Origin of the sequence: Beijerinckia sp. L45 (genome assembly GCF_009765775.1) — a bacterium.
GTDB lineage: Bacteria > Pseudomonadota > Alphaproteobacteria > Rhizobiales > Beijerinckiaceae > RH-AL1.
On sequence record NZ_LMUU01000027.1, the window covers coordinates 30,014 to 51,929 of the forward strand.

The window sequence follows — 21,916 nt, forward strand, 5'->3', positions numbered from 1 at the left end:
GAATGGCACGACGACTGTTTGCCGGCGCGTTCGCGCTTTTCGCGGCGCTGCCGATGGGCGGCGCCTTCGCCCAGGGCGCAGCGCCCAACGGTGAGACGATCTTCAAGGCGGCAAACTGCGTCGCATGCCACAAGTGGAACGGAGCGGGCGGCGGCGGCTACGGCGGAGCCGCCGCCAACCTGCGCAAGACGGCGCTCGACGAGGACGGCATTGTCGTGACCGTACGTTGCGGCCATTCCGGCGGCGGCATGCCGTATTTCGAGGAGGGCGCTTACGACAACGGCAGCTGTGGCAAGAAAGCCGATCTGGATGCGACCTCGATGCCGGCAGCTGCCGAACATCCGCTGAGCCCTGTCGAGATCAAGGCCGTCGCCGGCTACGTGATGACCCACTTCAAGGGTAAGGGCGATCCGACCTTCGAAGAATGTACCGGCTTCTTCGGCCACGAGACGCATCTCTGCGAGGATCTACCGAAAACCGCATCGGCGGCCGGTGGTGCGCCAGCACCCGCGCCGTCGCACCATCTCCAGATCGATGCGGCGCCAGACGCCAACGCAGTGAAGAAGCCATGATGCGCTCGATCGCGGCGGCTCTCGTCGTGTCGATCGCCGCGGCCTCGGCGGTCGGCGCGCAGCCAGCCAACGACCTGCGGGATTTTCGCGTCGGCATGATCGCGGCGGACATCAAAAGCGACATCTACGAAAGCCTGACCTGCCAGGAGGCGCCCGAGACGACGCTCGCGACCTGGGCGGACTTCGGTCGCTGTCCGAAGACCGCTGATGGTTTGCATGCCGTCGGGTTCCGCTACCGTGACGATCCCGTTCTGGGCGCCGTGTCCGAAGACGGGCAAGGCACCAAGGTCGCCGGCCAGCCGGTCGTCCTCGCTCTTCTGATCGATGATGCCGGGGTTCTCGCCGGTCTTTACATTCAGACCGATCCGTCCGTCCGCCTGTTCACGCGGCGGCGCGCCGACATTTTTGCGCTGCAGGCCATGGCGCGTTACGGCGAAGAGGGATGGGCTTGCGCGAAGTCCGCACCCACCGCTCATGCCCAGCCGATCGGTGAAACGTTCGTCAACGACGAGTGCCGCAAAACCGCGAACGGACGCGACTATGTCGTCGACCGCATGCTGTTTCGCGATCCCGACCGGCCGTTGAAGGAGTTTGTCAGCAAAGCAACCGTAACGATTTTGCGCGCGAAGTCCTGAGGCGCGCCGGGGCCCGGCTGCCGTTTTGCGAACGCGGCAAAGCAACCCAGGGACGGAAGACATTGGGTCGCCGCAAGCCAGCCTGCCTTGCCGCCAGCCCACAAAGACCGCCCGGCGATCTTGGATCGCAATCCAACGCTCGTCGCCCGCTGCGCGCTATCGGCGCGCCCCAGATCGGGTAGCCGCACGCCGCCGTTTCCAGCCTTCGTGAAGACTTGACGGCACGCGCTACGCAACAGCGCGACGTCTCAATACACGACGACAAGCTTGAAATAGCCGGCGTTCGTGGCGTCCACATTGCGACCTTGAACAGCGTGGTTGTAGAACACGGACAGATTGATCTTCGGCGTGAACTTCGCCTGCACGCCGACATCGACGGCTGTCTCTTCGCCGTGCGGGGCGCTTTCGAGGCCGGTGTTCACCACGTAGCTTGCACCGGCCGTCTGCCAATCGGCGCCGACGAAGGGCTCGAACATGGTTTCGTTCTTCAGGCCGAACCGTGCGTTGGCGAAGACCGTCGATCCCGGCGTGACCGCCGCGATGCCCGGCCCGTATTGCGTCGATTGGGTCACCACACCGATGTCGCCGCTGAAGCTCAGATGCGAGAACTGCGCATCGAGAAACACGCCCACGTTGTTGGTCCAATCGTGATTGGAAAGATAGGATGAAGCGGTCGGGCCGGACAGATAGTCCTGAACACCAAGCGTCACGTTGGCTAGCGGCTTATACCAAATGAGAAGGCCGAAAATATTGTCGCCGATGCCGCGGACATCACGGACTGCTTGATCGTGGCTGACGCTCAGTTCCGGCGTGATGCTCTCGACGGCGAACCCGAGATTCGGTAGCGCCGGTACCTTGAAGAGATAGACGAGCTTCGTGAGGCCGACGAACGTGTTCGTCTTGCTTCCGGCAACGTTTGATCCTGAACCGTTGAAGGCCCGCTGCGCCGAATCTTGCTGGCCGTATTGGATCGCGATAAAGAACGGCGTGTAATCGACCGGCAGTTCATACTCGTGCGGCGCGATCACCGAAAAGGTGATGTTGCTGGCAAAGGCTTGCTGCGCCATAACGCAACCCAATGCGACAGTGCCCGCGCCAAACATCCGCCGAGCCGTCAAGTTTGGTATCATAGTATTTCCTGCCCAATTCGCTGGGTCTATTTCTTAGCATTCAGATATCGGCACGCTAGCCCTCCTGTTTGTCTCATGGCAAAATGCGATACCGCCAGACTATAGAATATTATTCGCGTATTTTGGGATTGAGAAAACAGTCTCACGTAACGTACCGCCGGGGAGTCTTTGTGGAAGCGGCAGATCGGGCCATCGTTCGAGCGGCAGCATGTCTCGGGGATCGGAATGACAAAACGCCTTTCTACATGCCGCCCTAAATCGGGAGGCAGACCGTGGCGTGTGTGTCCAAGACGGCTGGCAGCACTCCATACCCTTAGAACGGCTATTCCTTCGCAGTTGGACGCAATGTCGGCTGCCTTGCGACACGCGTCTTTCTGAGCGCGCCCGCTGTTTCCCCGAGGACGGTTTTGGCTCTTGATCAAAGCGCGCTACTCGCCGCGCTGGCTTTGAGCCTGAGACCACAGGATTGACAGGATTGATGGCGTGGGGACCCTCGGCCGCTCCGCCGGGATCAGCGATCGGCTCACTCGAACGCCGTTATAGTCGTGATAGCGATCCTCAACCTCTGCCGCATATTCAACAATATCTGGGCGGTAGGTGCGCGGCCAGACGCGTAGCTCATCCGATGGAACAGATTACTATTGACTGGATTGATCGCTTTCAGAGATGCGATCAATGACCCCATGACAACTGTAATGCGCTTGCTTGAAATTGAAACAGAACGGTAGTGCGGCTTCCTCAAACGAGAGATCGGGTAGCTGAAAACGCTCCGGGACGGAGCTATTCCGAAGACCGGCGCGCATCCCTGCGAGCCTCAAAACGGCGCCGACATATTTCTCCTTGTCCTCCAAAATTGGAAAGGTGACCTCTCACATGCGGATGCCCGTCACGAGGTGCAGGCTATGAGTGGATCGATGCTCGCCTCCATCGACAACGCCCACGCAAGCCCGGTCGCTGCTCGCGTTTTGATCGTCGATGACGACCCGGCTCTTCGCAATCTCATTGTCGATTATCTCGAAAGCCATGGGGTGAATGCCAGGCCGGCCTCCTGTGCGGTCGAGTTGGAACGCGAGTTGCTGCTGGGCGAACCCAGCCTGATCATTCTCGATATTCAGCTTGGCCAAGACGACGGGTTCAATCTTCTCAGAAAGCTTCGCTCTCGCACGGATGTCCCGATCATCATCACGACAGGACACCGCCGCGACGAAATTGATCGTGTTGTAGGGCTGGAGCTTGGCGCCGACGACTACGTGACGAAGCCTTTCAATCTTCGGGAACTCCTAGCGCGCATCCGCGCCGTGTTACGACGGCGGGAGAACACGATGACGCCGACGAAACGCGAGCACATCCGGCCAAATTATCGTTTCGGCGGCTGGAAGCTCAACAGCCGAACGCGAAAGCTGATCGACCTAGAGGGCGCACCTGTCGCCCTCACGAAGGGCGAATATGCTCTTCTCACAGCGTTCCTCGATGCGCCCCAACGAATTCTCACGCGTGAACATCTTCTGCAGGCCACACGCGTCCACGAGGACGTTTTCGACCGCAGTATCGACGTGCAGATCCTTCGCCTTCGGCGAAAACTCGAAGCCGATCCAAGCTCCCCGCAAATCATCCAGACCGAGCGCGGCGTCGGTTACATCTTTGCTTTAGCAGTCGAGTCGTGGTGACAAGGAGCGGAGCAACGGAGAAACGAGCGCCGTCCCGAAATATTCGACGGTATTGCGTGTTTCTCTGTCTGGTTGCGGCAATCGGTAGTATGGCGGTTTTTGTCTGCGGCAGAGGTCTTGCCGAAGCGTTCGTTCCGGATTTCCCGTCGCAACTTTCAAGCGACGTAGAACCCATAACCCCCATTCCGTCGGCGCCGCCTGTCAACCCTGCAAAGCTCGAGCTCGGATATCGTCTCTTTGAAGATCCGCGCCTATCGGCAAGCGGGACCCGCTCCTGCCTGTCCTGCCACGATACGCGCACGAATGGTGCCAGCGGTCGGCGTTTCGATACCGCGCTCGACGGCTCGCTACTCGCCCTTAACACGAACACCGTCTTCAATGCGGCGTTGAGTTTTAGGCAGAACTGGGAAGGTGACGCGCGGACGCTTGAAGCGCAGGCGGAAGCAGCTCTACAGAGCCCTAGGTTCATGGGAGCGGACCTGAACAGCGTTGTTCAAACGCTATCCAAAGATCCGGATTTGGTTCGGCTCTTTCAGCAGGTCTACGATGGCGCGCCCGATCGTTCCAGGCTTGTCGATGCGATTGGGGCCTACGAGCGATCGTTGCTAACGCCTGGATGCCGTTTTGACGCATGGCTTGGCGGCGATCGCGCGGCGCTCTCTTCCGAAGAACTGGACGGTTACCAAACCTTCAAGTCGCTTGGCTGCATATCCTGTCATCAAGGCGTGAACGTCGGCGGCAATCTGTTCGAAAGAAACGACGTCTTTCATCCGCTCGCCGCGCAGCAGCCGGCCGTGTTGCGCGTTCCCAGTCTGCGCAATATTGCGACGACGCCGCCTTACTTTCACGATGGAAGCGCGGCGACGCTGGATGACGCCGTCCGTCGCATGGGCGCGGCGCAATTAAACGTTGATCTTTCTGTACACCAGATAACGGTGATCGTCGCATTCTTGAAGACATTGACTGGGTCCTACGAAGGCCATCCGGTCAAGGGCTCGACGCCATGAAGACTTGCCACACCTTGGTGGCTCTGGTCGTCGTCCTCGGCCTGCTCTTGTGGCTATCGATCCGCGCTATCGACACCGATTCGAGCGGTTTCGATCGGCGTCTTGCCGAAATCGACCGCGTTGCCATGATCAATAACGCTCAACGCCGCGACGTGCTCAGTGCCCGGGTCGGGCTCTTGCGAGACTACGATTCTTTAGCGCGACAACGCGACGGCCTCGAAGGCGCGATCGCAATCCTGCGCCAGGGGCAAAAGAATTTGTCGTCCGCCACGGCGACGATCGATGGGATCTCCGTGCTCATCAAGCAACAAGAGGCGCTCGTGGAGCGTTTCAGTAGCGATAATGCATTGCTGCAAAACTCATTCGCCTACTTCGGGCTTTTCACCAGTCGCCTGGGCGCGTCGGAAGAAGGCCAACGCAACGTGCCGGCATTCAGCGCCCTTGCAGCCGCGATGCTCCACCTGACGCTTGATACGTCGAAGGACGCGGCCCAAGACGTCGCGACACGACTGGACGAATTGGCTACACAGGCACCGGCTCCCAGCGACGCTCGCTCCGTCAAGGCCCTGATTGCACACGGCTGGCTTCTTCAGAAGCTGCTCCCGGAGGTGAACGGGACCCTGAAAAGCTTATTCGCCCTTCCGATCAATAGCGAAGTCATGCATCTCCGTGAGATCGTAAAAGCCTCTCAGAATACGACCCGCGCAACCGCCACGACGTTTCGGATTCTTTTGTCAATCACGTCGCTTTTGCTTCTGGCGATTCTTGTTCGTCTCGGTCACCAGCTACACGCACGGACCCTTATGTTACAACGCCGCGCCGCGCTGGAGCACAAGCTGGCAGAAATATCGACCCGCTTCATCAACTCTCGACCGGACGACGTCGGGCGCCTTATCGAACAGGCTCTCGGCGAACTGGCGATCGAGATGAATGCAAATCGCGCCTACCTCATTCTGGCTGGCGCTTCCAGGCAGATCTACGTCTGGTCGGAGGATGGTGCAGCCCGGCCGCTCGGCTGGCCATATCAGGCGCTCGCTTTGGCAATGCAGTTCCGACAGGCCGGAGAGAATATCATCCGGATCACCAGGACAGACCGTTTGCCCCCCGGCGACGAGGCTGAAGCCTTTCTGTCCGCTGGCGTGCGAAGTTGGGCTTGCGTCTACAGAAACGGCACCGACGGTATCAGCTGTCTCTTGTCCTTCGACAAGTTCAAGACGCCGGGGAGAGTTCCGACGCGTGACCTCGGGCTTCTGCGTATGGCACTCGACGCAATGGCAACAGCCCTCGAGCGGCGAAACCTCGAACTGGAGCGGACGCGCCTTGAAACCCGCCTTCAGCAGGCCCACCGGCTGGAAACTGTAGGGGCCCTCACAAGCGGGCGCGATTCTTGGCTACGTCGAGATGGAGGAGTCGACGTTCGCGTCCGAAAAACGGAACGCGACCCGGCTCCTGCAAATCCGACGTGCCGGCGAAAACGCGCAAGACCTGATTAATCAAATTCTTGTTTTTGGTCGTCGCGATTACGCGCGCCACCGCGCTGTGAACGTCCGTGATCTGATCACCGAAACTGTATCGCTGCTCGAGGCGCTGCTTGCGCCCGGCCTCCAACTGGTCATACGCGACGGCCCCGATCTGGCGACAGTCAGAGGCGCCTACGCCCATCTTCAGCAAGTGATCCTCAATATCTGTCGAAATGCCGCGCAGGCGATGGATGATGTGGGACGCATCGAAATCGAAACGGACGTGATCGAGATCAAGACGGCTCGATCGCTGAATCACGAGAAGCTGACGCCCGGGCACTACGTCCGCATCGCGGTCATCGATAACGGACGCGGGATGAGCAAAGCTACGCTGTCCCGCGTGTTCGAGCCATTCTTCACGACGAGGCTCGCGGGCAGCGGCCTCGGCTTGGCGACGGCGCGGGAAATCATCCGGGAACACCAGGGTGCTATGCACATTCAGAGCGAGCCGGGCGTCGGAACACGATTCGAAACCTGGCTCCCTTCGTGTTCCTCGCCGCCTCCGGCATCGAGCGAGACACTTGGCACCCTACCCTTTGGCAGCGGCGAAACGGTGCTGGTCATCGACGAAGACATCGAACGACTGCTTCGGGATGAGGAGATCCTGGCGGCACTTGGCTACGAACCCGTGGGCTTCACCCATGTGGCCGATGCTTTTGCGGCCTGTCGAGCAACGCCTGAACGTTTTGATGCCATCGTGGTCGGACATCCAGAGCCAGCAGGCCCAACCTGGGATCTCATCGCGACGTTGCAGGCCGTCGCACCACGGCAACCGATCATCGTTGCCATGGCGTCGTCGAGCGACATGGACGCGGACGCCCTCATCAACATCGGCATTTCGGAAATTGTCGGGTTGCCTCTAACGTCAAGTACGATCGCAAGCGCCCTCGCCCGCTGTCTGAAAGTGCCAGCTCCGGCGGCGCGGGCATAGCCGACGTTGACGACAGTTCGTTTGTTACGAACACAACGCATTTCTCCGCGATGTGCAACGGCGATGTAGCGCGTGCCAAGCAATGTCGCGTCGTAGCATCGTCTCGCAATCGCGCTTGCTACGTTAACCCTCTTCGTCCAGCGGGAGTACACATGGCACACTTCGCCGAACTCATCGATACCGCCCCCATGCAAGATCTGGAAAGCCTTCGTGAAAGCATCGACGCGCTAGACGCGGCGATCATCCTTCTCTTCGGCGAGCGCGCGCGCCAGAAGCAAAAGATCGGCGTCTTCGAGGCGTGGCACAATCTGCCCTCTCATGGGGAGCTTCCCGACCGCCAGCAAAGAGAGCGGCTGAAGGCGCTGGCCGTGCAAGCCAACCTCGACCCGGCCTTTGCCTCGGATCTGCTTGTCTGGTGAAGAGCGGCCGCATTTGGGCTTAGCGAAACGCGACATCACAGGCTTCGCGGCAGCCGGCACAGGACAGCTACGTCGTGCTGCACGATCAAAAATGCCCGCGCCGTTGCGACCTTGGACAGTCCGCTTGCAATCCCATGTATGCATCATTGCGGCCGTAACACGGTTCCGGGATTGTGAAGTCGCTTTGAAGTCAGGGCCGTCCATCCTCTTTCAATCGAAAGAGAGGATCCGCCATGACGGGGCCGCGACGCTCGACCGCGGCCTGCGACTTGTGCAAACCAGCCCAAGCCACGTCGGCACTATTCTGGATGACATCCGCCGACGCCTCCTGGATGCGTGCGGCCCGTAGCGCTAGCGTCGCGAACGCGACGTTCGTCGTTGAACCGCAGGTCGCGTAGCCGAAAACGGTTCGGAGAACAATGCGCGGCAGGTCACGATCTCTGCTTTTACGGGCGTCGTTATCGGCGGATTGCCTCAAGGCGTGGACTTTAGGAGATTGGTCTTGTCATACAATATCCTAGTGCCGACAAGTGTTCACTTGAGCGGCTTCGTCCCGCTGCTGAAAGCGGCGCGGTTGTTACGCGAACGCGGTCATTCCGTGCGGCTTATTATCAACAAACCGGTGCGCGGGAGATTAGGCGAGAGCTGCTTCCAAACAGTTTTGTGGTCGGGCGCCGCAGCGTCTGTCGTGAGTGTCGCCGCCAACGCGTCGAGTCTGAGGGAGTGGCTCGAGCAAGCTATTTTTAATCCCCTCGATGCGTATGCGTCCGACATTGGCGATGAAATACGGCGGCGCCCGACCGATATAGTCTTGAGCAATGATACGCTCTTCGGTGCGACGCTTGCGGCAGAGGCAGCCGGGGTACCGATCGCTTTGCTCTCGCCAGAAATTCAGTTTCTACCGCGGCCGGTCAAAGGATCGAACAATTTGTGTTCGAAGCCGGCGATGACTTCCGATGAGGAGACCGCCTTCACCGCGATAGCGAACAGATGGAGCGAACTGCTGAACGGGTTCCTGCCGGCGCTGAATGGAGCGCGTACGAAGCTCGGCCTAAACGGATTGTGCGACGTCATGGCCCTGTTCGACCGCGCCGACCGCATTCTGATTCCAGACGCGCCGGACCACCGCATCCCGACGCGGGTACTCGCCGACAACGTCCGCTTCGTTGGTCCGCTCCGCAACGATGCCGGCGGAAGCGCCGAAAACGCGACGCCCGTTCGCTGCCTCGCTCACGAAATCGAGTTGACCATCGCTGCTCATGGGCACCATGACTTTCGGGCTTCGCCCTCTTAAGCGCGGTCCTCGCCGGCCGGGCGAACTCCCCGGCCGGCACTCTCTCAAGGAGTGCATTTGCAGTCACGCCCATGGCCAAGATCCTCGGCTGCCGAACGTCTGCCGTGTCTACTTGATTCCAATCATCATGGTGTCCGGGCCGCCGGCTGATTGCCGTCGGACTGCGGAAAACCCGGCCTCACGTATCCAAGACTCACAATCGGCAGCCGTGTAGTCGGATCCCCCCTTGGTCTCGATAAGCATATTTAAGCTCATCAGCAGAGCGAACGTATTTTCACGTCGATCGTCATCGATCATGGCGTCATAGACGATCAACGCACCTCCTTCCGGAAGGGCGGCAAACGCTTTGCCCAGCAACAGCTTTCTCTGCGCGAGATCCCAGTCATGGAGGACATGGCCCATGATGACGACATCCGCATTGGGTATGGCGTCCGTAAAAAAGCTTCCCGCTTGAAACCGCAGCTTTTCCGCCAGGCCGTGGTGCATCACGAACTCTTCGAAAGCAGGTTGCACTGGAGGCAGGTCAAACCCTATCCCCTTGAGATGCTTTTGGGCGTGCTGCAAGGTCACCGGGACTATGCCCTGCGCCGTTCCGACGTCGACGAAGGATGCGTAGTCTTTCCAGGGAAAGGTCGTTGCAATGACTTGCGCGGCACTGGCGCTCAAGGCTGTAAACGTCGCAAGGAAGCGACGTAGATGTTCGGGGTTGGCGTAGATGGTGGCAAAATGGTCTTTATCCGCCTTGGTTTCGTTCTGCGGTTCTCCCGTTCGAAGGGCCTCGGTCAGTGAGCCCCAAAAGCCGTAAAGTCGTGAATTTGCCATCTGCAAAGGGCCGCCGATGTAGGTTGCCTTGGCTTTGTCGAGGAAGAGGTCAGCGTCCGGAGCGTTGCGATAAATGCCATTGTCTCGTTCAAGGACCTTGAGCGCCACGAGCGTATCGAGAAAATCCTGAGCCGAGCGGTCGTGCAGCGACAGTTGCTTCCTTAAGGAGCCCAGGTTCGCCGGCGCTACAGCGAGGACATCGAAGACGCCAATCTCCACCGCGCTCAGCAGCGTTTTGGAGGCCCAGAAACCCATCCCAAGATTAAAGATATAGTCTGGAGTACCGGTGTTTATCGTCATAGTTTTTTCTCTCGCTTCATAACGACTTTGATTTGCAGCAGCCGCGAGAAATATAAATCGTATGTTACAGATGCGTTTCAAGAATTCAGTGATCCTCGCTGTTGGCAAAGAACAAATCGCAGAATCCTGGAGTTTGGCTTCAACGAAGAACGATCGATGCGACATTGCCTTTGGTGGACGGCGGGGCGGGGGCAGCATCAATTACCAGGCGGAGATGCCGTCGTAATGCAAAGCTTGCACAGGCGATGCGCCGACGATCCCTTGAAAATCATTGATCATATGAGGTTGATCCACAAACCCGCAGGTATAGGCGATATCCGCCCATGCCAAGCCGCTGCGTCGTTGCGCCATGATCGTTTCGACACGCGCAGATCGCGCAAACTGTTTCGGACTCGTTCCTAACATCGCGCGGAAGCGTCGCGAAAAATGCCGCTCGCTCATGCCAAGTTCCACCGCGAGCTGCCGCACTTGCAAAGCGGGCGTGCGGCGTAGCTTGGCTGCCGCATAAGAGACGGCCCGATCGGAATTGCCTGCTCTCAGGTTTGCCTGGACGAAGCGTCGGACGATACCGAAGCGCTCGTGACTATCCGAAGCGCCCGCCAACATCTCCGCCAAGCGCGATACGTTACGTGTCCCGAATATCCCATCGAGGCCCACCTTGGTATCAACGAAGTCTTCCATTCCGGCACCTAAAAGACGGGGCGCCGCCTCCGGCCTGAGCTGCACGATGATGACACCAAGTGGACCTGTCGGCCGGATGATGGCGACGCCGGTCTGGACCTTTGTCGCGATATGCCAATACGGCGGGTGTCGATTTTCCAACTCGCCGTAGCGTCGCGAAGAGCGCACCGGCGCCCTGTATTGAACGACAAAAAACGGCATCGTGCTCGGGAAGATCTGCACCGTCAGGCCGATGGCAGCGGCGGTCTCCGGAATATCCCAGTCGACGATCTGTTCGACAACATCGTCCAAGGACGCACGGGAGGAGGAGAGATCATAGGGCGCCCATGTTCCGAAAGCCCCGTTTGGCTCAGCGAGCATGAGACATCTCATGGGTCGGCGCCTGCCGGAAAAACGTTTGAACCTTTAGCAACGCTGTCACGATTCTGCCCCTGCCTCCAGGCGCAAACGGCGGATGCCGTGCTGCCTCGAGGCTTTCCAGATGCCGTCTCCGCTACGACGCGTTTGCGGCACCCTGTGGCATGACACTTAATTTGCAGCTCGCACTATTTAAAGGCCTGGCACGTAAGGCACCGCGCGCGATTCTCTAGCCGCTTCTCAAACGAATGGCGAAACTCAGAACATGCCACGTCCTGAAAGAAGCTTAGTACGTGTTCGTTAGCAGGTTTCGACGGTCAGGGCGAGAATATAGCCGATGCCACGCTCGGTCTAAATGATCTGCGGCGCGCTTGGATCAGTCTTGAGCTTGCGACGAAGACGTAGGATCTGCACGTCGATGCTGCGATCGAAAACGTCGTCATGAATGTGGGTCGCCCGCAGAAGATGTTCGCGGGTCAGGATCCGCTGCGGTGCTTCAAGGAAGGCCATCAGCATCGCATATTCGCCTTTTGTCAATGCGACCCGGCACCCATCAGGATCGGTCAGCTTCCGAATACGGCTGCTCAAGTGCCAGCCTCCAAATCGGTATGTTGGCTGCATTGCCTTTCGCTTCGGCGAAGACACGTTTTCCCGGCGCCGCAGAACCGCGCGAATGCGTGCCAGCAGCTCCCGCAAATTAAGCGGTTTTGTGACATAGTCATCAGCGCCCAGCTCCAGCCCGACGGCGCGATCGATTTCGTCGCATCCGTGACCGATCGTAACGATGATCGGGACGTCTGTCCGCGAGCGAAGCTTCCGAAGCAGGCTGAAGCGATCGGTATGACCGAGCTGAATGTCGAATATGATCAGGCCGGGGTCGCCCACCAGCATCTCCCGTTCCAGCTCGATGGCTCCGGAAGCGGCCCTAGCGCGCACGCCATAGCTTTCGAGATAATCGACGATGCGTTTTCGGATGACAGGGTCATCGTCGGCGACAACAATTCTGGTGGCGAAAAGGTTTGCTGACGCGTGTTCAAAAGGAGCCATCGGAGATCCGCGCATGGCTTGCTCTTCCCGACGATAATCCGCCTCACGCAGAACACTTTTTGTTACATGAGAAGAGGACCGGTATACAGACTGCTCCATAGTGATCTTTACGCCTTCCTTAGGTATCCAAGCTTTCGGCCGGAGCGCATTGGCGCTCGGGTAGGGAGACTGCGTTGGCAATCGGCCGCGCTTGATTTTGCGAGGCCGCGATCGACATTGAATTTCAGATGAGGATCTCGCTTCGCGGAGCTTTGCCCGTCTGATCAGTATGCTTGTAAACAAACTGAGCCCTTCGGCATCGAGTCTTGCCGGATGGAATCCGATGGATCGACCAAACTCTATCGCCGACAGCGCCTCGCCGGCTCGAGTTGCGACAGAGATACGAATGAAGCGCGGGGCCGGATTCATCCAGAGTCCGCGGCGTTCATCGCGGCACGGGAGCCCAGACGCATACTTGCGCCCAAGTCGCGACTTGAGCGTCTGCCGCGAGCACGGCAGCCTCAAGGCGCTCGGCGAGCCCGTCGAAGCCCGGAAGCGCCTGCCCCGAAGGCGCTATCTTTTGCGCACTCGGCATGAAAACCTGGCAGGTGTCAGCGACCCAACGATAAATCAGGGCGCCCGGGCCGCGTCCCGTCACCATCTCGCACACCATCGTGGTTTGAGGCAGACCCGCATCGCGGAATGCGCGCGGCGCCCTGAGGGCGATGTCCGCCCCCGGAACCAAGACGCTGATCGCTTTGGTCAGCAAGAGGCCGATCTGATCCCAGAGGGCGACGGGCGGTTCAGAGACCGGGAGATATCGGGTGGAAATCTCATGCACCGCCACGATCCCGCCGGATCGCGTCAGCCGTGCCGCCGCGCGAAGAAAGCCGACCGGATCGGCCTGATGGATGAGAACATACCGGCAAATGACCATGTCGAAATCACCATGGCCGGCATAATCGTCCAGTCCCGCTTGTTGAAAGGCTATATTGGGATAGTTGTACTGCGTACGACGCTTGGCGAGCGCGAGCCCGTCGGCGGCGCGGTCGATGCCGACAACGGAGCCGGTTGGCCCAACAAGGTCGGCCGCCAGCATCGCGACGTCGCCTGCGCCACAGCCCACGTCGAGGATCCGCATTCCTGGCTCAATCCCGGCGCTGCGCAGCATCCGCTCGGTGGTCGGGCGTAAGACGGCGGCTTGAACCATCAGCCTCTGGAGTTCGGGCTCGGCGTGGCCAAGGCGATAATCTAGGCCGTCGCCTGTCGCGACGGCAATCGGATGAATGACTTGGTTCATGGATGGTGGGCTCCTATCTGTTTGCATCGTGTTGGGACACGGCAAACTTCACTTTAGGAGCCTGGGATATCGATTGATTGTACAAAACGGACACTCGAATAGCTTCGCCCGCGTTGAATGCGAAATCGCACGATAATAGGTAGTGGCAAGTCCGTTTCAGCGGGCCAATTTTACCTCACGCTTGTGCAATTTGCGTTTCAATGAGCCTTGTCTGAAGGCGTCAAACCGAAACGTCCGTCGTCGGCTTCAGAAGGCTTAACCGTCGTGCAGCACCATTGGGCGCATTGCCCTTCAGGTTACAAATGCCTCTAAGACCGCAACTCATAGCGAAAACCATACGAGCGCGATCATGTTCGCGACCGCGGTTCCCGCAGGACCGTAAGTTTTCATCCTGTCGTGGATCGATACGCCGATTGCTGCATCGCACGACTGAACGACGATCATGCCGACGGCAACAGCCTGCAACCAGGCGTTCGATCCTGTGAGGACCGGGACAAGGCTGAGCACTGCGAACGAGAGACTTCTTGCAGCGGCATAGTACGCGATCGTCCGCGCTTGCCCTTTACTCTTCATGACGGCGACGGTCGAAAACCCGAGGCTCACGAGCGCGCTCAGAATCGTTATCGCCAGACATACGACAAATCTGATCATCGATTGAACATCCCATTTCGCGCAGCTATCTCAGTCCAAGATCCGAGATCGCACGCAGAGCCATAGCGTTCAATCCGCGCTGCATGAAGTCCCGATAGTCTTCGCCGACATAGGATCGGATCATCCATCCATCCGGCGGCTGAACCTTCGGTTCGAAATCGGTGATCCACGTGACCCGTGTTCCGGTCGGCGTTTCGGACAGCGCGAAATTTTCGACCGCGTAGGCGATGTAGCGTCCGGTCTTGTTCTCGAGATCCCACATCTCGACGCGCATGTTCCGTGGTCCCTTGTCGAGGATCTGTTCGAGCACGCTGGCACCGTCGACGAAGATCAGTTTTCGCCGATCACCCGGATCGCGCCAAACGCCCATCGGCGGCTCCGACCGGACCACGCCGGGCACGGTTGCGGTGCTTTTCAGAAAGGAGCCAAGCTCCGGCGCGCCGGTCCGATCGAACCAGCGCGCGAATGCGGCGAGAGGTATTGGCACGTCCACCAACGCACTGGCCGTTTCATAACGAGGACTCGCGTTCAGTAATGGCGGCGTGATCGCGGCTTGCTGGCCGTCCGGCGCAATCGTTGGCACGATTTCGCTGCAGCCGGAGAATGCGAGTACAAGAGCGGCAGGAAGCAGGACCCAAATGGCATCGAGCACAATGCGGCGGGAGCCTTTCACCTTGCCGCCCTCAGGGTCGGCTGCGGGTCCTGCTTCCCGACCTTCGCCAATTGTTTGAACATGAACTGTGGGGCGACACGGCTCATGATTTTTAAGACGTTGCTAAGGCCGGGACGGATCTCGATCTTGCCCGCCTCGATGCCGGCGATGGCGGCCTTGACGAGGACCGTGACGTCCATCCCCTTCTGCCCTTTCATCTCTTCGGCGAACTCGCCTCTGAACAACGGCGTCTCGACCCCGGGCGGGGCCAGTTCCACGACTGTCACACCGGTGCCCTCAAGCTGCACGCGCAGGCACTGTGTGAAACTATGGAGCGCGGCCTTGGTGGCGCAGTAGACCGGCGACATGGCCATCGGAATGAAGGCCAGGCCCGAGGAGACGTTGACGATGAGCGCGCCTTCGCGGGCCTTCAGGTGCGGCAAGAACTGTTGGACCATCCTGACGGGCCCGCTGAGGTTGACCTCGATCTCACGCGTTACATCGTTCAGATCGCGCGCGCCGTTGATGTTCAGGTTGCGCATGATCCCGGCGTTGTTGATGAGGACATCAAGGTCGGGAAAGTGCTCGATGACGCTGGCATAGAGCTTGGCGATGGCGTTCGGGTCGCTGGCGTCGCTCTGGAAAGCCTGCAGCCCCGGCAGCTTTCGCTGGGCCGTCTCCAGCTTCGCGATATCCCGTCCGGTGACGATCACCGTGTTCCCGCGCTGCAGGAGCTGGTCTGCCAGCTCCATGCCGATGCCGCTGGTGCCTCCGGTGATGAGGATCGTCTTCTTGATGAGTTTCATGACTTGGACCTGCTTTGCGTTGATCTGCGCGAAGCTAAGGGTCATACTCTCCATTGGGAAGAAGGCACCGCAAAGTGCTATACGCACCTGAAAGAGAGTATAGGATTTCCGACATGACGAGCTTCACGCCGGAGCAGATCGCCAAGGCCAAAGCCTACGCGAAGATGACCCCGCCGACGGACATGGACCCGCGCATCGAGACGTTGGTCACCGAACTGATCGGCCGGGTCGCCGACAAGTGGACCATGCTCATCCTCGAGGTGCTGGCCGACAAGGGGGAGCTGCGGTTCACCCGTCTCAGCGAGATGGTGGATGGCATCAGCCAGAAGATGTTGACGCAAACGCTCCGGCAGATGGAACGCGACGGGCTTCTGGTCAGAACCGTGCACCCGGTCGTGCCGCCGAAGGTCGAGTACAGGCTGACCGACTTGGGCTTCACGCTCGGCGCCGCGTTCTGCGGGGTCTGGGTTTGGGCGGCCGAAAACCTGACGCAGGTCGAAGACGCGCGCCGCGCCTTCGATGGCAGGCTGCGCTGATTGGGGACACCGGCGGCTTCGCGCGATCATCGGGACTTCGTTGCCGCGTTGCCGGCGAAGCGTTTTGGCGAACACCCCACGGCGCGCGTGAAAGCCGTACTGAACGCGCTTGGGGACTTGAAGCCGATGGCGTAGGCGATCTCGCCGCTGCTGCGCTCTCCGCAGCGCAGCGCATCCTTGGCGAGCGCCATCCGCCAATGCAGCAGATAATCGATCGGCGCGGTGCCCACGATCGTGCGGAATCGCGTGGCGAAGGTGGACCGGGAGACGCCGCATAGTTTTGCCAATTCACCGACGGTCCAGTCGTGCGCCACGTCCCGATGCATCGCGGCCAGCGCGCATGCCGTGACGGGATCGTTGAGACCGGCGAGCAGTCCGGTTGTCGCCTCGTCTGCCTGCGAGCGCTTGGTCCTGAGAATTTCCACCAGGATCAGCTCGACCAGCCTCACGATGATGAAAGCGCTGGCGGGGCCGGGCTCCCGCGCCTCCATCTCGTTCATCGTCAAAAGCGCGCGTACGCGGCCCAAGGACGTGTCGCAAGCGGCGAGATGGACGAGCGGCGGAAGTAGCCCGGACAGCAAGTCTTCGTTTGCCGTATCGAAGGCGAACTTTCCCGCGTGCAGCGTAACTGGTCGATCGCCGCCCGCCCCGAGCGTAAGCCGGACGTTCCCGGTCGTAGCGACAGCAGTCTCGCTATCGATGGGCTCGATCGACACGTCCGAGGTCAGCGTGAACGGCGTTACCGTGCGGATCAGGACGAAATCGCCTTGGCAGATCTGCAAGGGCGCGCAGTGCGGCCGCGTCAACCGGCACTCGCCGCGCTCGATCCAGCAGAACAGGAGATCGTCCCGCTTCCGGAACGACACTGCCCACGCGCCGGAGGCGTCGAGACCGCCTCCAAACAAGGCCGCTCGCGGTCGAAGCAACCGGATGAGATCGATAAGAGGATCCATCAGATTTGGACGATACGTAAATAACATAGGAGCATCAATTATCGACCCTATGATCTGAGCCATCTACCTTCGAAGTCATGGAGCGTCAATCCGATGCTCCGCGACAGCTCACAGCTCGCTGCGAGCAACCCGAGCTCACGAAGGATCGACCATGGATGACGACACGCTCAAGCGGCGATGGACCGCCTATTTCGCCGCCTACGCCACCGTCGACAAGGATGAGCGCCAGCGCCTCCTCGAAGAGAGCGTTTCCGAGGATGTCGTCTTCACGAACCCGGGCGGAGAAGGAAGAAGCCGCTCGGGCCTGAACGCCCACATCGAAGGGTTCCAGAAAAGCATGCCGGGCGTGTCCTTCAGCACCGACAAGATCCATGTCCATCATGGCGAGCTTCTGGCGGTATGGACGATGTACAAGCCGGACGGCACCAAGGCCGCTACCGGCTATAACTTCGTCCGTCCCGATAGGGACGGCTTGTTCGGCTACATGGCGGGTTTCTTTTAATCGCCTCGAAGTCTCGCCATCAGCGCGCCCAGCCCAAGGGCCGGGTTTGTCTCTATGGTCCCGCAAACGATCCCTGTTCGCAGGCGGCCTGTTCGATGAAGGCGGCAATCTCCTTCGGGTGCGATACCGGCGACGCGTGGCTCGACGGGATCGTTATTGTTGTCGCCTTTATTTTCTGCGCGAAGGCGGCCTCCGCTTCGGGCGGGATCATCAGGTCGTTGGCATGAACGACATAGTAGGTCGGCTTTGTGCGCCAGGCCGCGACGGACGCCGTGTCCATGACGGCTTTAACGCTGAGCGGCATTTGCGTCTTGGCCATGGCTTCCGCCTCGGCGACCGAAACGTCGCCGGCAAAGACGCGCGGAAACGCGGTCTGATTCACGGACACAGCCTTCGCGCTTGCGAGGAGCGCTTTCAATTTGGCCTGGGCCACGACGTCCGATTCCGGAGCCGGAACATCCGCTACGCCCGGCGCTGTCGGGTCCACCAGGACTTTCAAGCCTTCCGTCGGAGGAATCCCGTCGATCAGGGCGCCGACGCTTTCGCCTTTATCCAGCGCGAAGGCGCCGACGTAGACGAGGGCTTTGACTTTCGGATCGTCACCGGCCTCGCCGATGACGACGCCGCCCCACGAATGGCCGACGAGGACGGTCGGCCCATCCTGTGCGGCAAGCACCTTGCGCGTCGCGGCGACATCGGCGCCGAGAGAGGTCAGCGGGTTGTGGACCGCGGTGACGTTGAAGCCCCTCTTGCGCAGCAGGGCCGCGACCTTGTCCCAGCTTGAGGCGTCCACGAAGGCGCCGTGAACGAGCACGACGTTCCGGATGGTTTTGGCGGACACGGCGATGGGGGTGGAAACGACCAAAGCCGAGGTGAGGCCCAGGAGGGCATATAATCTCTTCATGTTCGTAGCCTCTGCGGTTGCGTGACGAGGACGATCGGCAAAGATTGTTACCGAGCACCTCGCACTACGGGTTAGTGGTTGATAAGCGTTCGACTCGTGCTTTATGGTTCGCGTCGTTGACGTTCTATGTGTAGCCGTCGGAGAAATGGAGCCATGGCGGAACGGCTGGAAAACTTGTCGATTCATCCGGAAACGCCTGGATCGGGTTCCGCGAACAGCGATCTGCTGTCTCATGTTCTGTCGCAAATCCGTTTGACCGGTGATGGGATCGTTCCGATGACGGTTGCGAGCGGCGTGGCGCTGCCGCTAGTGGCTGACGCGGGACATATCTGCCTGGTGACGGAGGGCGCTGTTCGCGTTGAAGGCGACGAGGGCCTGCCAGTGGTCGTCGCGGCGGGCGACCTTCTTCTGCTCCCGCACAGCGACGGCGGCATCCGCCTGCTGGCGGTCGAGGCTTCCGCAACGGCAGTGCTCTGCCGCTTCCGCTTCGATCCCACCAGTCTGCGCGGCATGGTCGCGGGTCTGCCGCCCTACATCCATGTTGGCAGGGCGGAGGGGGCGAGCTGGCTCGACGGTTTCTTACACTTCATGATGATCGAGGCCAGCGACGTCCAGCCGGGCGCAGGCTTAATGATTTCGCGGCTGATCGACTTGGCCGTGATCCGCACGCTACGCACCTGGATCCAGCGCGGACAGAGCTCGGGCTGGCTCGGTGGCCTGTCTGACGAGCGCATCGCGCGCACGCTCCGGGCCATCCACGAAGCGCCCGGGCAACGATGGAGCATCGAAGCCCTGGCCGGCATCGCCGGCATGTCGCGCTCGAGCTTCTGCGAACGTTTCGCCGCACTCGTCGGGCGTTCGCCGTTGCGCTACCAGAACGAATGGCGTCTCACCTTGGCGCGCGACCTCCTAACGCAGCGACAGGCGCGCATCGGCAAGATAGGGCTGCGTGTCGGCTATGAATCCGAAGCCGCATTCAGCCGTGCCTATAAAGCCTTCTTCGGCCATTCCCCGCGCGGGGAATACAAGGACCAGGGCCGCTCCGAACCGATCTGAGCGCTGTGACAGCACCTTCCACGTCGACAGTGCGGCATGGTCCTCACGATGCGCCCTGCCGTTCGTGAATTGAGCCACGACACGACGACAATCCTACAAGCCGATCGTTGTCCCAGACCAGATCGTCCGAATCATCAGGCGGCAGGCGACGCTGACACGCGCCATGGCCCATGCCGCAGAATTCGGCCACCAAGCTGAAGAAGCAGTTCGATGTCGCGGCCATTCAAACGATACCGTCACAGGTCGGCGGCCCATTCGCGTAGGTCCGCCACGAAGAGATCCGGCGCCTCCATCGCAGCGAAGTGACCGCCGCGCGGCATCTCACGCCAACGCATGACGTCGTAGCCGCGCTCCACCCATTCGCGCGGAGGAGTGGGCGAGCGCGGATCCGGATAGGCCGCATAGGCCGTCGGCACTTCGACGCGTCGGCCCCTCGGCATGCGCCGGACATTCTCGGCGGCCGCTCCGGCGTAGTACCAAGTCGCCGTCGCGAACGAATCCGTCAACAGGTAGAGCATCGCGTTGGTGAGCAGCACATCCTTCGGGAAGACGTCGGCAAAGGGCCGATCGCGGAGATCCGCCCAGTCGTGGAAGCGTTCGACAAGCCAGGCCAGCTGCGCGACAGGGTTGTCCGCCATGGCGTAACCGAGCGAAAGCGGCCGGGTGCCATGCAGCGCCGAGTAGGCACCGAGACGACGCTGGGCCTCGTCGAAGTCCGCTTTCCAGGCCCGCTCCACGGCGCTTTCCGGCTCGCCGTCCGGCTGTACGAGCAGGTAATTGAGATGGATCCCGCGCACCGCCTCCGCGTGGTCAAGCGCCAGCCACGCGCTGACGCCGGCGCCCCAGTCCCCACCCTGCGCCAGGTAGCGGTCGTAGCCGAGCGTCTCGCGCATCAGCCGGTCGAACAGCCGTGCCGTCGTTCGGGCCCCGATTGGCGCCTCCGGTTTGCCGGAAAAGCCGAAACCCGGCAGCGCCGGGATGACGAGGTCGAAGGCCTCCTCGACCCGGCCACCGTGGCGTGAAGGATAGGCGAGCGGCCCGATGACCGACCAGAATTCGTAGACGGAGCCGGGCCAGCCGTGAGTGAGCAGCAGCGGGCGCCGCCCCTGCGCCTCGCCGACGACGTGAATGACGTGAAGGTCGAAACCGTCAACTGTCGCCATGCCCTGCAGGAAGCGGTTCAGCGTATCCGCAGCCGCCGCATGGTCGAAGCGGTCGAGCCAATAGGCGCGGAGTTCGTCGAGGACGTTTGGATCGCAGCCGTAGCGCCAACCCGCATCTTGCGGAATGCGGGGCCTCTGAAATTCGCGAACGCGACCGAGCGTCCGCTCGAGCGTGGCCTTGTCCCAGGCGACGGTAAAGGGGTGCAAGCCTGCCGGCGTAGTCGTCATTGGGGCAGTCCTTCTTCCATGGCTGACGTGCAACGCGGAATCGCCGTCTTGGGTTGGCGAAAGGGTGTAGCCTGTGGACAGCATCGCGAGGCTACGGGCCCGGCAGAGGCCGCAACAGGCAGAATGCGGCCTTTGACCCAAAAATGATCATCGGCGTCCGAGCGCGCGAGTTCGGAACGCGCATACGAACAAGATCGCCAAGTGCCCATAGCCTCGCCGCAGCCCCGATCGGATGCTAACGACGCCGGATGTGCAACCTCTACTCCATCGCCGGCAGCCAGGAGGCCATGCGGAAGCTCTTCGCCGCCTCGCGCGACCTAACCGGCCACTTGCCGTCCATCCCGGACGATTTTCCCGGCGAGCATCGCCTATTGGGCTTCCTGATGACCCACGCGAAGGGAAACGTCGGACCTGTGCCTTCGAAATCTATGCCGGTGTTGCTGACCACGGACGCGCCTGCCCATTCGCAAGCCGCGGCACCGCCGCAGCGCGATCTGCTTTGACAGTTCTTGTCCCTCGATCGCATCAGCGCGCGGCGACGCGCGCGATCCTCGATGCTCGGGCAGCGGGCCAGCCAGGTTTCCTGCTCGGCGACATGACGGGGCTCGGCAAGACGCTGTCCGTCTGGGCCGCCTTGGCAGAGATGCCGGAGCAAGAGATCCTCATTGTTTGCCCAAGGGCGCCATCCCCCAGTGGCGGCGAACCATGGCCCTCGCCGGCCTGCCTGAAAAGGCTGTCACGCTGATCAACTATGAGCGGACCAAATCGCTCATGGCGCCCCCGGCCGCTACCAAGCGGCGCTCG

Annotated in this window: 23 protein-coding genes; 13 read left to right on the forward strand and 10 right to left on the reverse strand. The window is 60.7% G+C overall.

What is annotated here, in order from left to right:
* Positions 1-2 precede the first annotated feature (2 nt).
* Entirely contained in the window at positions 3-572 is a 570-nt protein-coding gene (locus tag GSQ79_RS01740) for a c-type cytochrome (protein WP_246725036.1), read from the forward strand.
* Positions 569-1,207, forward strand: a complete 639-nt coding sequence (locus tag GSQ79_RS01745; protein ID WP_158807014.1) for a hypothetical protein — start codon at positions 569-571, stop codon at positions 1,205-1,207. Before GSQ79_RS01740 ends, GSQ79_RS01745 begins: the two co-directional genes overlap by 4 nt.
* A 248-nt stretch (positions 1,208-1,455) precedes the next feature.
* Here GSQ79_RS01745 and GSQ79_RS01750 read toward each other — a convergent pair whose 3' ends face one another.
* Complete coding sequence (locus GSQ79_RS01750; RefSeq protein WP_158807015.1) at positions 1,456-2,274, reverse strand: transporter; 819 nt, start codon at positions 2,272-2,274, stop codon at positions 1,456-1,458.
* A 977-nt stretch (positions 2,275-3,251) separates the two neighbouring features.
* On the opposite strand from GSQ79_RS01750, the gene GSQ79_RS01755 reads away from it, so the two are divergent.
* The 6 genes from GSQ79_RS01755 to GSQ79_RS01780 all read left to right on the forward strand — a co-directional run bounded on the left by GSQ79_RS01755 (position 3,252) and on the right by GSQ79_RS01780 (position 9,175).
* Positions 3,252-4,004, forward strand: coding sequence for a response regulator (locus GSQ79_RS01755; RefSeq protein WP_158807016.1), 753 nt, complete (start codon positions 3,252-3,254; stop codon positions 4,002-4,004).
* 89 nt (positions 4,005-4,093) lie between these two features.
* The gene (locus tag GSQ79_RS01760) at positions 4,094-5,011 is read left to right on the forward strand and encodes a cytochrome-c peroxidase (RefSeq protein ID WP_158807017.1); all 918 of its coding nucleotides are present in this window, start codon (positions 4,094-4,096) and stop codon (positions 5,009-5,011) included.
* A complete protein-coding gene (locus GSQ79_RS01765; RefSeq protein ID WP_158807018.1) occupies positions 5,008-6,504 on the forward strand; it encodes a DAHL domain-containing protein in 1,497 nt (498 codons plus the stop codon). Before GSQ79_RS01760 ends, GSQ79_RS01765 begins: the two co-directional genes overlap by 4 nt.
* On the forward strand, positions 6,413-7,462 hold the full coding sequence (locus tag GSQ79_RS01770) for an ATP-binding protein (RefSeq protein WP_158807019.1): 1,050 nt from the start codon (positions 6,413-6,415) through the stop codon (positions 7,460-7,462). Before GSQ79_RS01765 ends, GSQ79_RS01770 begins: the two co-directional genes overlap by 92 nt.
* Positions 7,463-7,614: 152 nt before the next feature.
* Positions 7,615-7,881 (forward strand): chorismate mutase, encoded by a 267-nt coding sequence (locus tag GSQ79_RS01775; RefSeq protein ID WP_158807020.1) that lies wholly within the window; start codon positions 7,615-7,617, stop codon positions 7,879-7,881.
* Positions 7,882-8,419: 538 nt separating this feature from the next.
* The gene (locus tag GSQ79_RS01780) at positions 8,420-9,175 is read left to right on the forward strand and encodes a hypothetical protein (protein WP_158807021.1); all 756 of its coding nucleotides are present in this window, start codon (positions 8,420-8,422) and stop codon (positions 9,173-9,175) included.
* 108 nt (positions 9,176-9,283) lie between these two features.
* Here GSQ79_RS01780 and GSQ79_RS01785 read toward each other — a convergent pair whose 3' ends face one another.
* The 6 genes from GSQ79_RS01785 to GSQ79_RS01810 all read right to left on the reverse strand — a co-directional run bounded on the left by GSQ79_RS01785 (position 9,284) and on the right by GSQ79_RS01810 (position 15,815).
* Positions 9,284-10,297, reverse strand: coding sequence for a methyltransferase (locus GSQ79_RS01785; RefSeq protein ID WP_368669901.1), 1,014 nt, complete (start codon positions 10,295-10,297; stop codon positions 9,284-9,286).
* Between the two features lie 201 nt (positions 10,298-10,498).
* The gene (locus GSQ79_RS01790) at positions 10,499-11,269 is read right to left on the reverse strand and encodes an AraC family transcriptional regulator (RefSeq protein ID WP_158807022.1); all 771 of its coding nucleotides are present in this window, start codon (positions 11,267-11,269) and stop codon (positions 10,499-10,501) included.
* A gap of 417 nt (positions 11,270-11,686) precedes the next feature.
* The gene (locus GSQ79_RS30205; protein WP_368669902.1) at positions 11,687-12,790 is read right to left on the reverse strand and encodes a response regulator; all 1,104 of its coding nucleotides are present in this window, start codon (positions 12,788-12,790) and stop codon (positions 11,687-11,689) included.
* A gap of 16 nt (positions 12,791-12,806) precedes the next feature.
* Positions 12,807-13,532: a class I SAM-dependent methyltransferase gene (locus tag GSQ79_RS01800; protein ID WP_158807023.1), complete on the reverse strand. Its 726-nt coding sequence runs from the start codon at positions 13,530-13,532 to the stop codon at positions 12,807-12,809.
* Between the two features lie 805 nt (positions 13,533-14,337).
* Positions 14,338-14,799, reverse strand: a complete 462-nt coding sequence (locus GSQ79_RS01805) for an SRPBCC family protein (RefSeq protein WP_158807024.1) — start codon at positions 14,797-14,799, stop codon at positions 14,338-14,340.
* Positions 14,800-14,981: 182 nt separating this feature from the next.
* Complete coding sequence (locus GSQ79_RS01810) at positions 14,982-15,815, reverse strand: SDR family oxidoreductase (RefSeq protein WP_246725037.1); 834 nt, start codon at positions 15,813-15,815, stop codon at positions 14,982-14,984.
* A gap of 68 nt (positions 15,816-15,883) precedes the next feature.
* Between GSQ79_RS01810 and GSQ79_RS01815 the strand changes: the two genes are divergently transcribed.
* On the forward strand, positions 15,884-16,306 hold the full coding sequence (locus GSQ79_RS01815; RefSeq protein WP_158807025.1) for a helix-turn-helix domain-containing protein: 423 nt from the start codon (positions 15,884-15,886) through the stop codon (positions 16,304-16,306).
* A 26-nt stretch (positions 16,307-16,332) separates the two neighbouring features.
* On the opposite strand, the gene GSQ79_RS01820 is transcribed toward GSQ79_RS01815, so the two are convergent.
* The gene (locus GSQ79_RS01820) at positions 16,333-17,259 is read right to left on the reverse strand and encodes an AraC family transcriptional regulator (RefSeq protein ID WP_158807026.1); all 927 of its coding nucleotides are present in this window, start codon (positions 17,257-17,259) and stop codon (positions 16,333-16,335) included.
* 151 nt (positions 17,260-17,410) lie between these two features.
* Here GSQ79_RS01820 and GSQ79_RS01825 point away from each other — a divergent pair, with 151 nt between their 5' ends.
* Positions 17,411-17,761, forward strand: a complete 351-nt coding sequence (locus GSQ79_RS01825; protein ID WP_158807027.1) for a nuclear transport factor 2 family protein — start codon at positions 17,411-17,413, stop codon at positions 17,759-17,761.
* 52 nt (positions 17,762-17,813) lie between these two features.
* Here the strand turns inward: GSQ79_RS01825 and GSQ79_RS01830 are convergent, their stop codons facing one another.
* Complete coding sequence (locus GSQ79_RS01830; protein ID WP_158807028.1) at positions 17,814-18,665, reverse strand: alpha/beta fold hydrolase; 852 nt, start codon at positions 18,663-18,665, stop codon at positions 17,814-17,816.
* A gap of 153 nt (positions 18,666-18,818) precedes the next feature.
* Here GSQ79_RS01830 and GSQ79_RS01835 point away from each other — a divergent pair, with 153 nt between their 5' ends.
* Positions 18,819-19,721 carry an AraC family transcriptional regulator gene (locus GSQ79_RS01835; protein ID WP_158807029.1) on the forward strand — a complete coding sequence of 301 codons (903 nt, stop codon included), beginning with the start codon at positions 18,819-18,821 and terminating at the stop codon, positions 19,719-19,721.
* 236 nt (positions 19,722-19,957) lie between these two features.
* On the opposite strand, the gene GSQ79_RS01840 is transcribed toward GSQ79_RS01835, so the two are convergent.
* Positions 19,958-21,112 carry an epoxide hydrolase family protein gene (locus tag GSQ79_RS01840; protein ID WP_158807030.1) on the reverse strand — a complete coding sequence of 385 codons (1,155 nt, stop codon included), beginning with the start codon at positions 21,110-21,112 and terminating at the stop codon, positions 19,958-19,960.
* A gap of 248 nt (positions 21,113-21,360) precedes the next feature.
* Between GSQ79_RS01840 and GSQ79_RS30210 the strand changes: the two genes are divergently transcribed.
* Positions 21,361-21,615 carry a hypothetical protein gene (locus tag GSQ79_RS30210; protein WP_210252985.1) on the forward strand — a complete coding sequence of 85 codons (255 nt, stop codon included), beginning with the start codon at positions 21,361-21,363 and terminating at the stop codon, positions 21,613-21,615.
* Positions 21,612-21,857 carry a DEAD/DEAH box helicase family protein gene (locus GSQ79_RS30215; RefSeq protein ID WP_368669903.1) on the forward strand — a complete coding sequence of 82 codons (246 nt, stop codon included), beginning with the start codon at positions 21,612-21,614 and terminating at the stop codon, positions 21,855-21,857. Before GSQ79_RS30210 ends, GSQ79_RS30215 begins: the two co-directional genes overlap by 4 nt.
* Positions 21,858-21,916: the final 59 nt, after the last annotated feature.

Excerpts from the sequence above, each read along its gene's own strand:
- GSQ79_RS01740 (WP_246725036.1), top strand. The coding sequence starts at position 3 with ATGGCACGACGACTGTTTGCCGGCGCGTTCGCGCTTTTCGCGGCGCTG.
- GSQ79_RS01745 (WP_158807014.1), top strand. The coding sequence starts at position 569 with ATGATGCGCTCGATCGCGGCGGCTCTCGTCGTGTCGATCGCCGCGGCC.
- GSQ79_RS01750 (WP_158807015.1), bottom strand. The coding sequence starts at position 2,274 with ATGGCGCAGCAAGCCTTTGCCAGCAACATCACCTTTTCGGTGATCGCG.
- GSQ79_RS01755 (WP_158807016.1), top strand. The coding sequence starts at position 3,252 with ATGCTCGCCTCCATCGACAACGCCCACGCAAGCCCGGTCGCTGCTCGC.
- GSQ79_RS01760 (WP_158807017.1), top strand. The coding sequence starts at position 4,094 with ATGGCGGTTTTTGTCTGCGGCAGAGGTCTTGCCGAAGCGTTCGTTCCG.
- GSQ79_RS01765 (WP_158807018.1), top strand. The coding sequence starts at position 5,008 with ATGAAGACTTGCCACACCTTGGTGGCTCTGGTCGTCGTCCTCGGCCTG.
- GSQ79_RS01770 (WP_158807019.1), top strand. The coding sequence starts at position 6,413 with ATGGAGGAGTCGACGTTCGCGTCCGAAAAACGGAACGCGACCCGGCTC.
- GSQ79_RS01775 (WP_158807020.1), top strand. The coding sequence starts at position 7,615 with ATGGCACACTTCGCCGAACTCATCGATACCGCCCCCATGCAAGATCTG.
- GSQ79_RS01785 (WP_368669901.1), bottom strand. The coding sequence starts at position 10,297 with ATGACGATAAACACCGGTACTCCAGACTATATCTTTAATCTTGGGATG.
- GSQ79_RS30205 (WP_368669902.1), bottom strand. The coding sequence starts at position 12,790 with ATGAATCCGGCCCCGCGCTTCATTCGTATCTCTGTCGCAACTCGAGCC.
- GSQ79_RS01800 (WP_158807023.1), bottom strand. The coding sequence starts at position 13,532 with ATGCTGCGCAGCGCCGGGATTGAGCCAGGAATGCGGATCCTCGACGTG.
- GSQ79_RS01810 (WP_246725037.1), bottom strand. The coding sequence starts at position 15,815 with ATGACCCTTAGCTTCGCGCAGATCAACGCAAAGCAGGTCCAAGTCATG.
- GSQ79_RS01815 (WP_158807025.1), top strand. The coding sequence starts at position 15,884 with ATGACGAGCTTCACGCCGGAGCAGATCGCCAAGGCCAAAGCCTACGCG.
- GSQ79_RS01820 (WP_158807026.1), bottom strand. The coding sequence starts at position 17,259 with ATGGATCCTCTTATCGATCTCATCCGGTTGCTTCGACCGCGAGCGGCC.
- GSQ79_RS01825 (WP_158807027.1), top strand. The coding sequence starts at position 17,411 with ATGGATGACGACACGCTCAAGCGGCGATGGACCGCCTATTTCGCCGCC.
- GSQ79_RS01830 (WP_158807028.1), bottom strand. The coding sequence starts at position 18,665 with ATGAAGAGATTATATGCCCTCCTGGGCCTCACCTCGGCTTTGGTCGTT.
- GSQ79_RS01835 (WP_158807029.1), top strand. The coding sequence starts at position 18,819 with ATGGCGGAACGGCTGGAAAACTTGTCGATTCATCCGGAAACGCCTGGA.
- GSQ79_RS01840 (WP_158807030.1), bottom strand. The coding sequence starts at position 21,112 with ATGACGACTACGCCGGCAGGCTTGCACCCCTTTACCGTCGCCTGGGAC.
- GSQ79_RS30210 (WP_210252985.1), top strand. The coding sequence starts at position 21,361 with ATGTGCAACCTCTACTCCATCGCCGGCAGCCAGGAGGCCATGCGGAAG.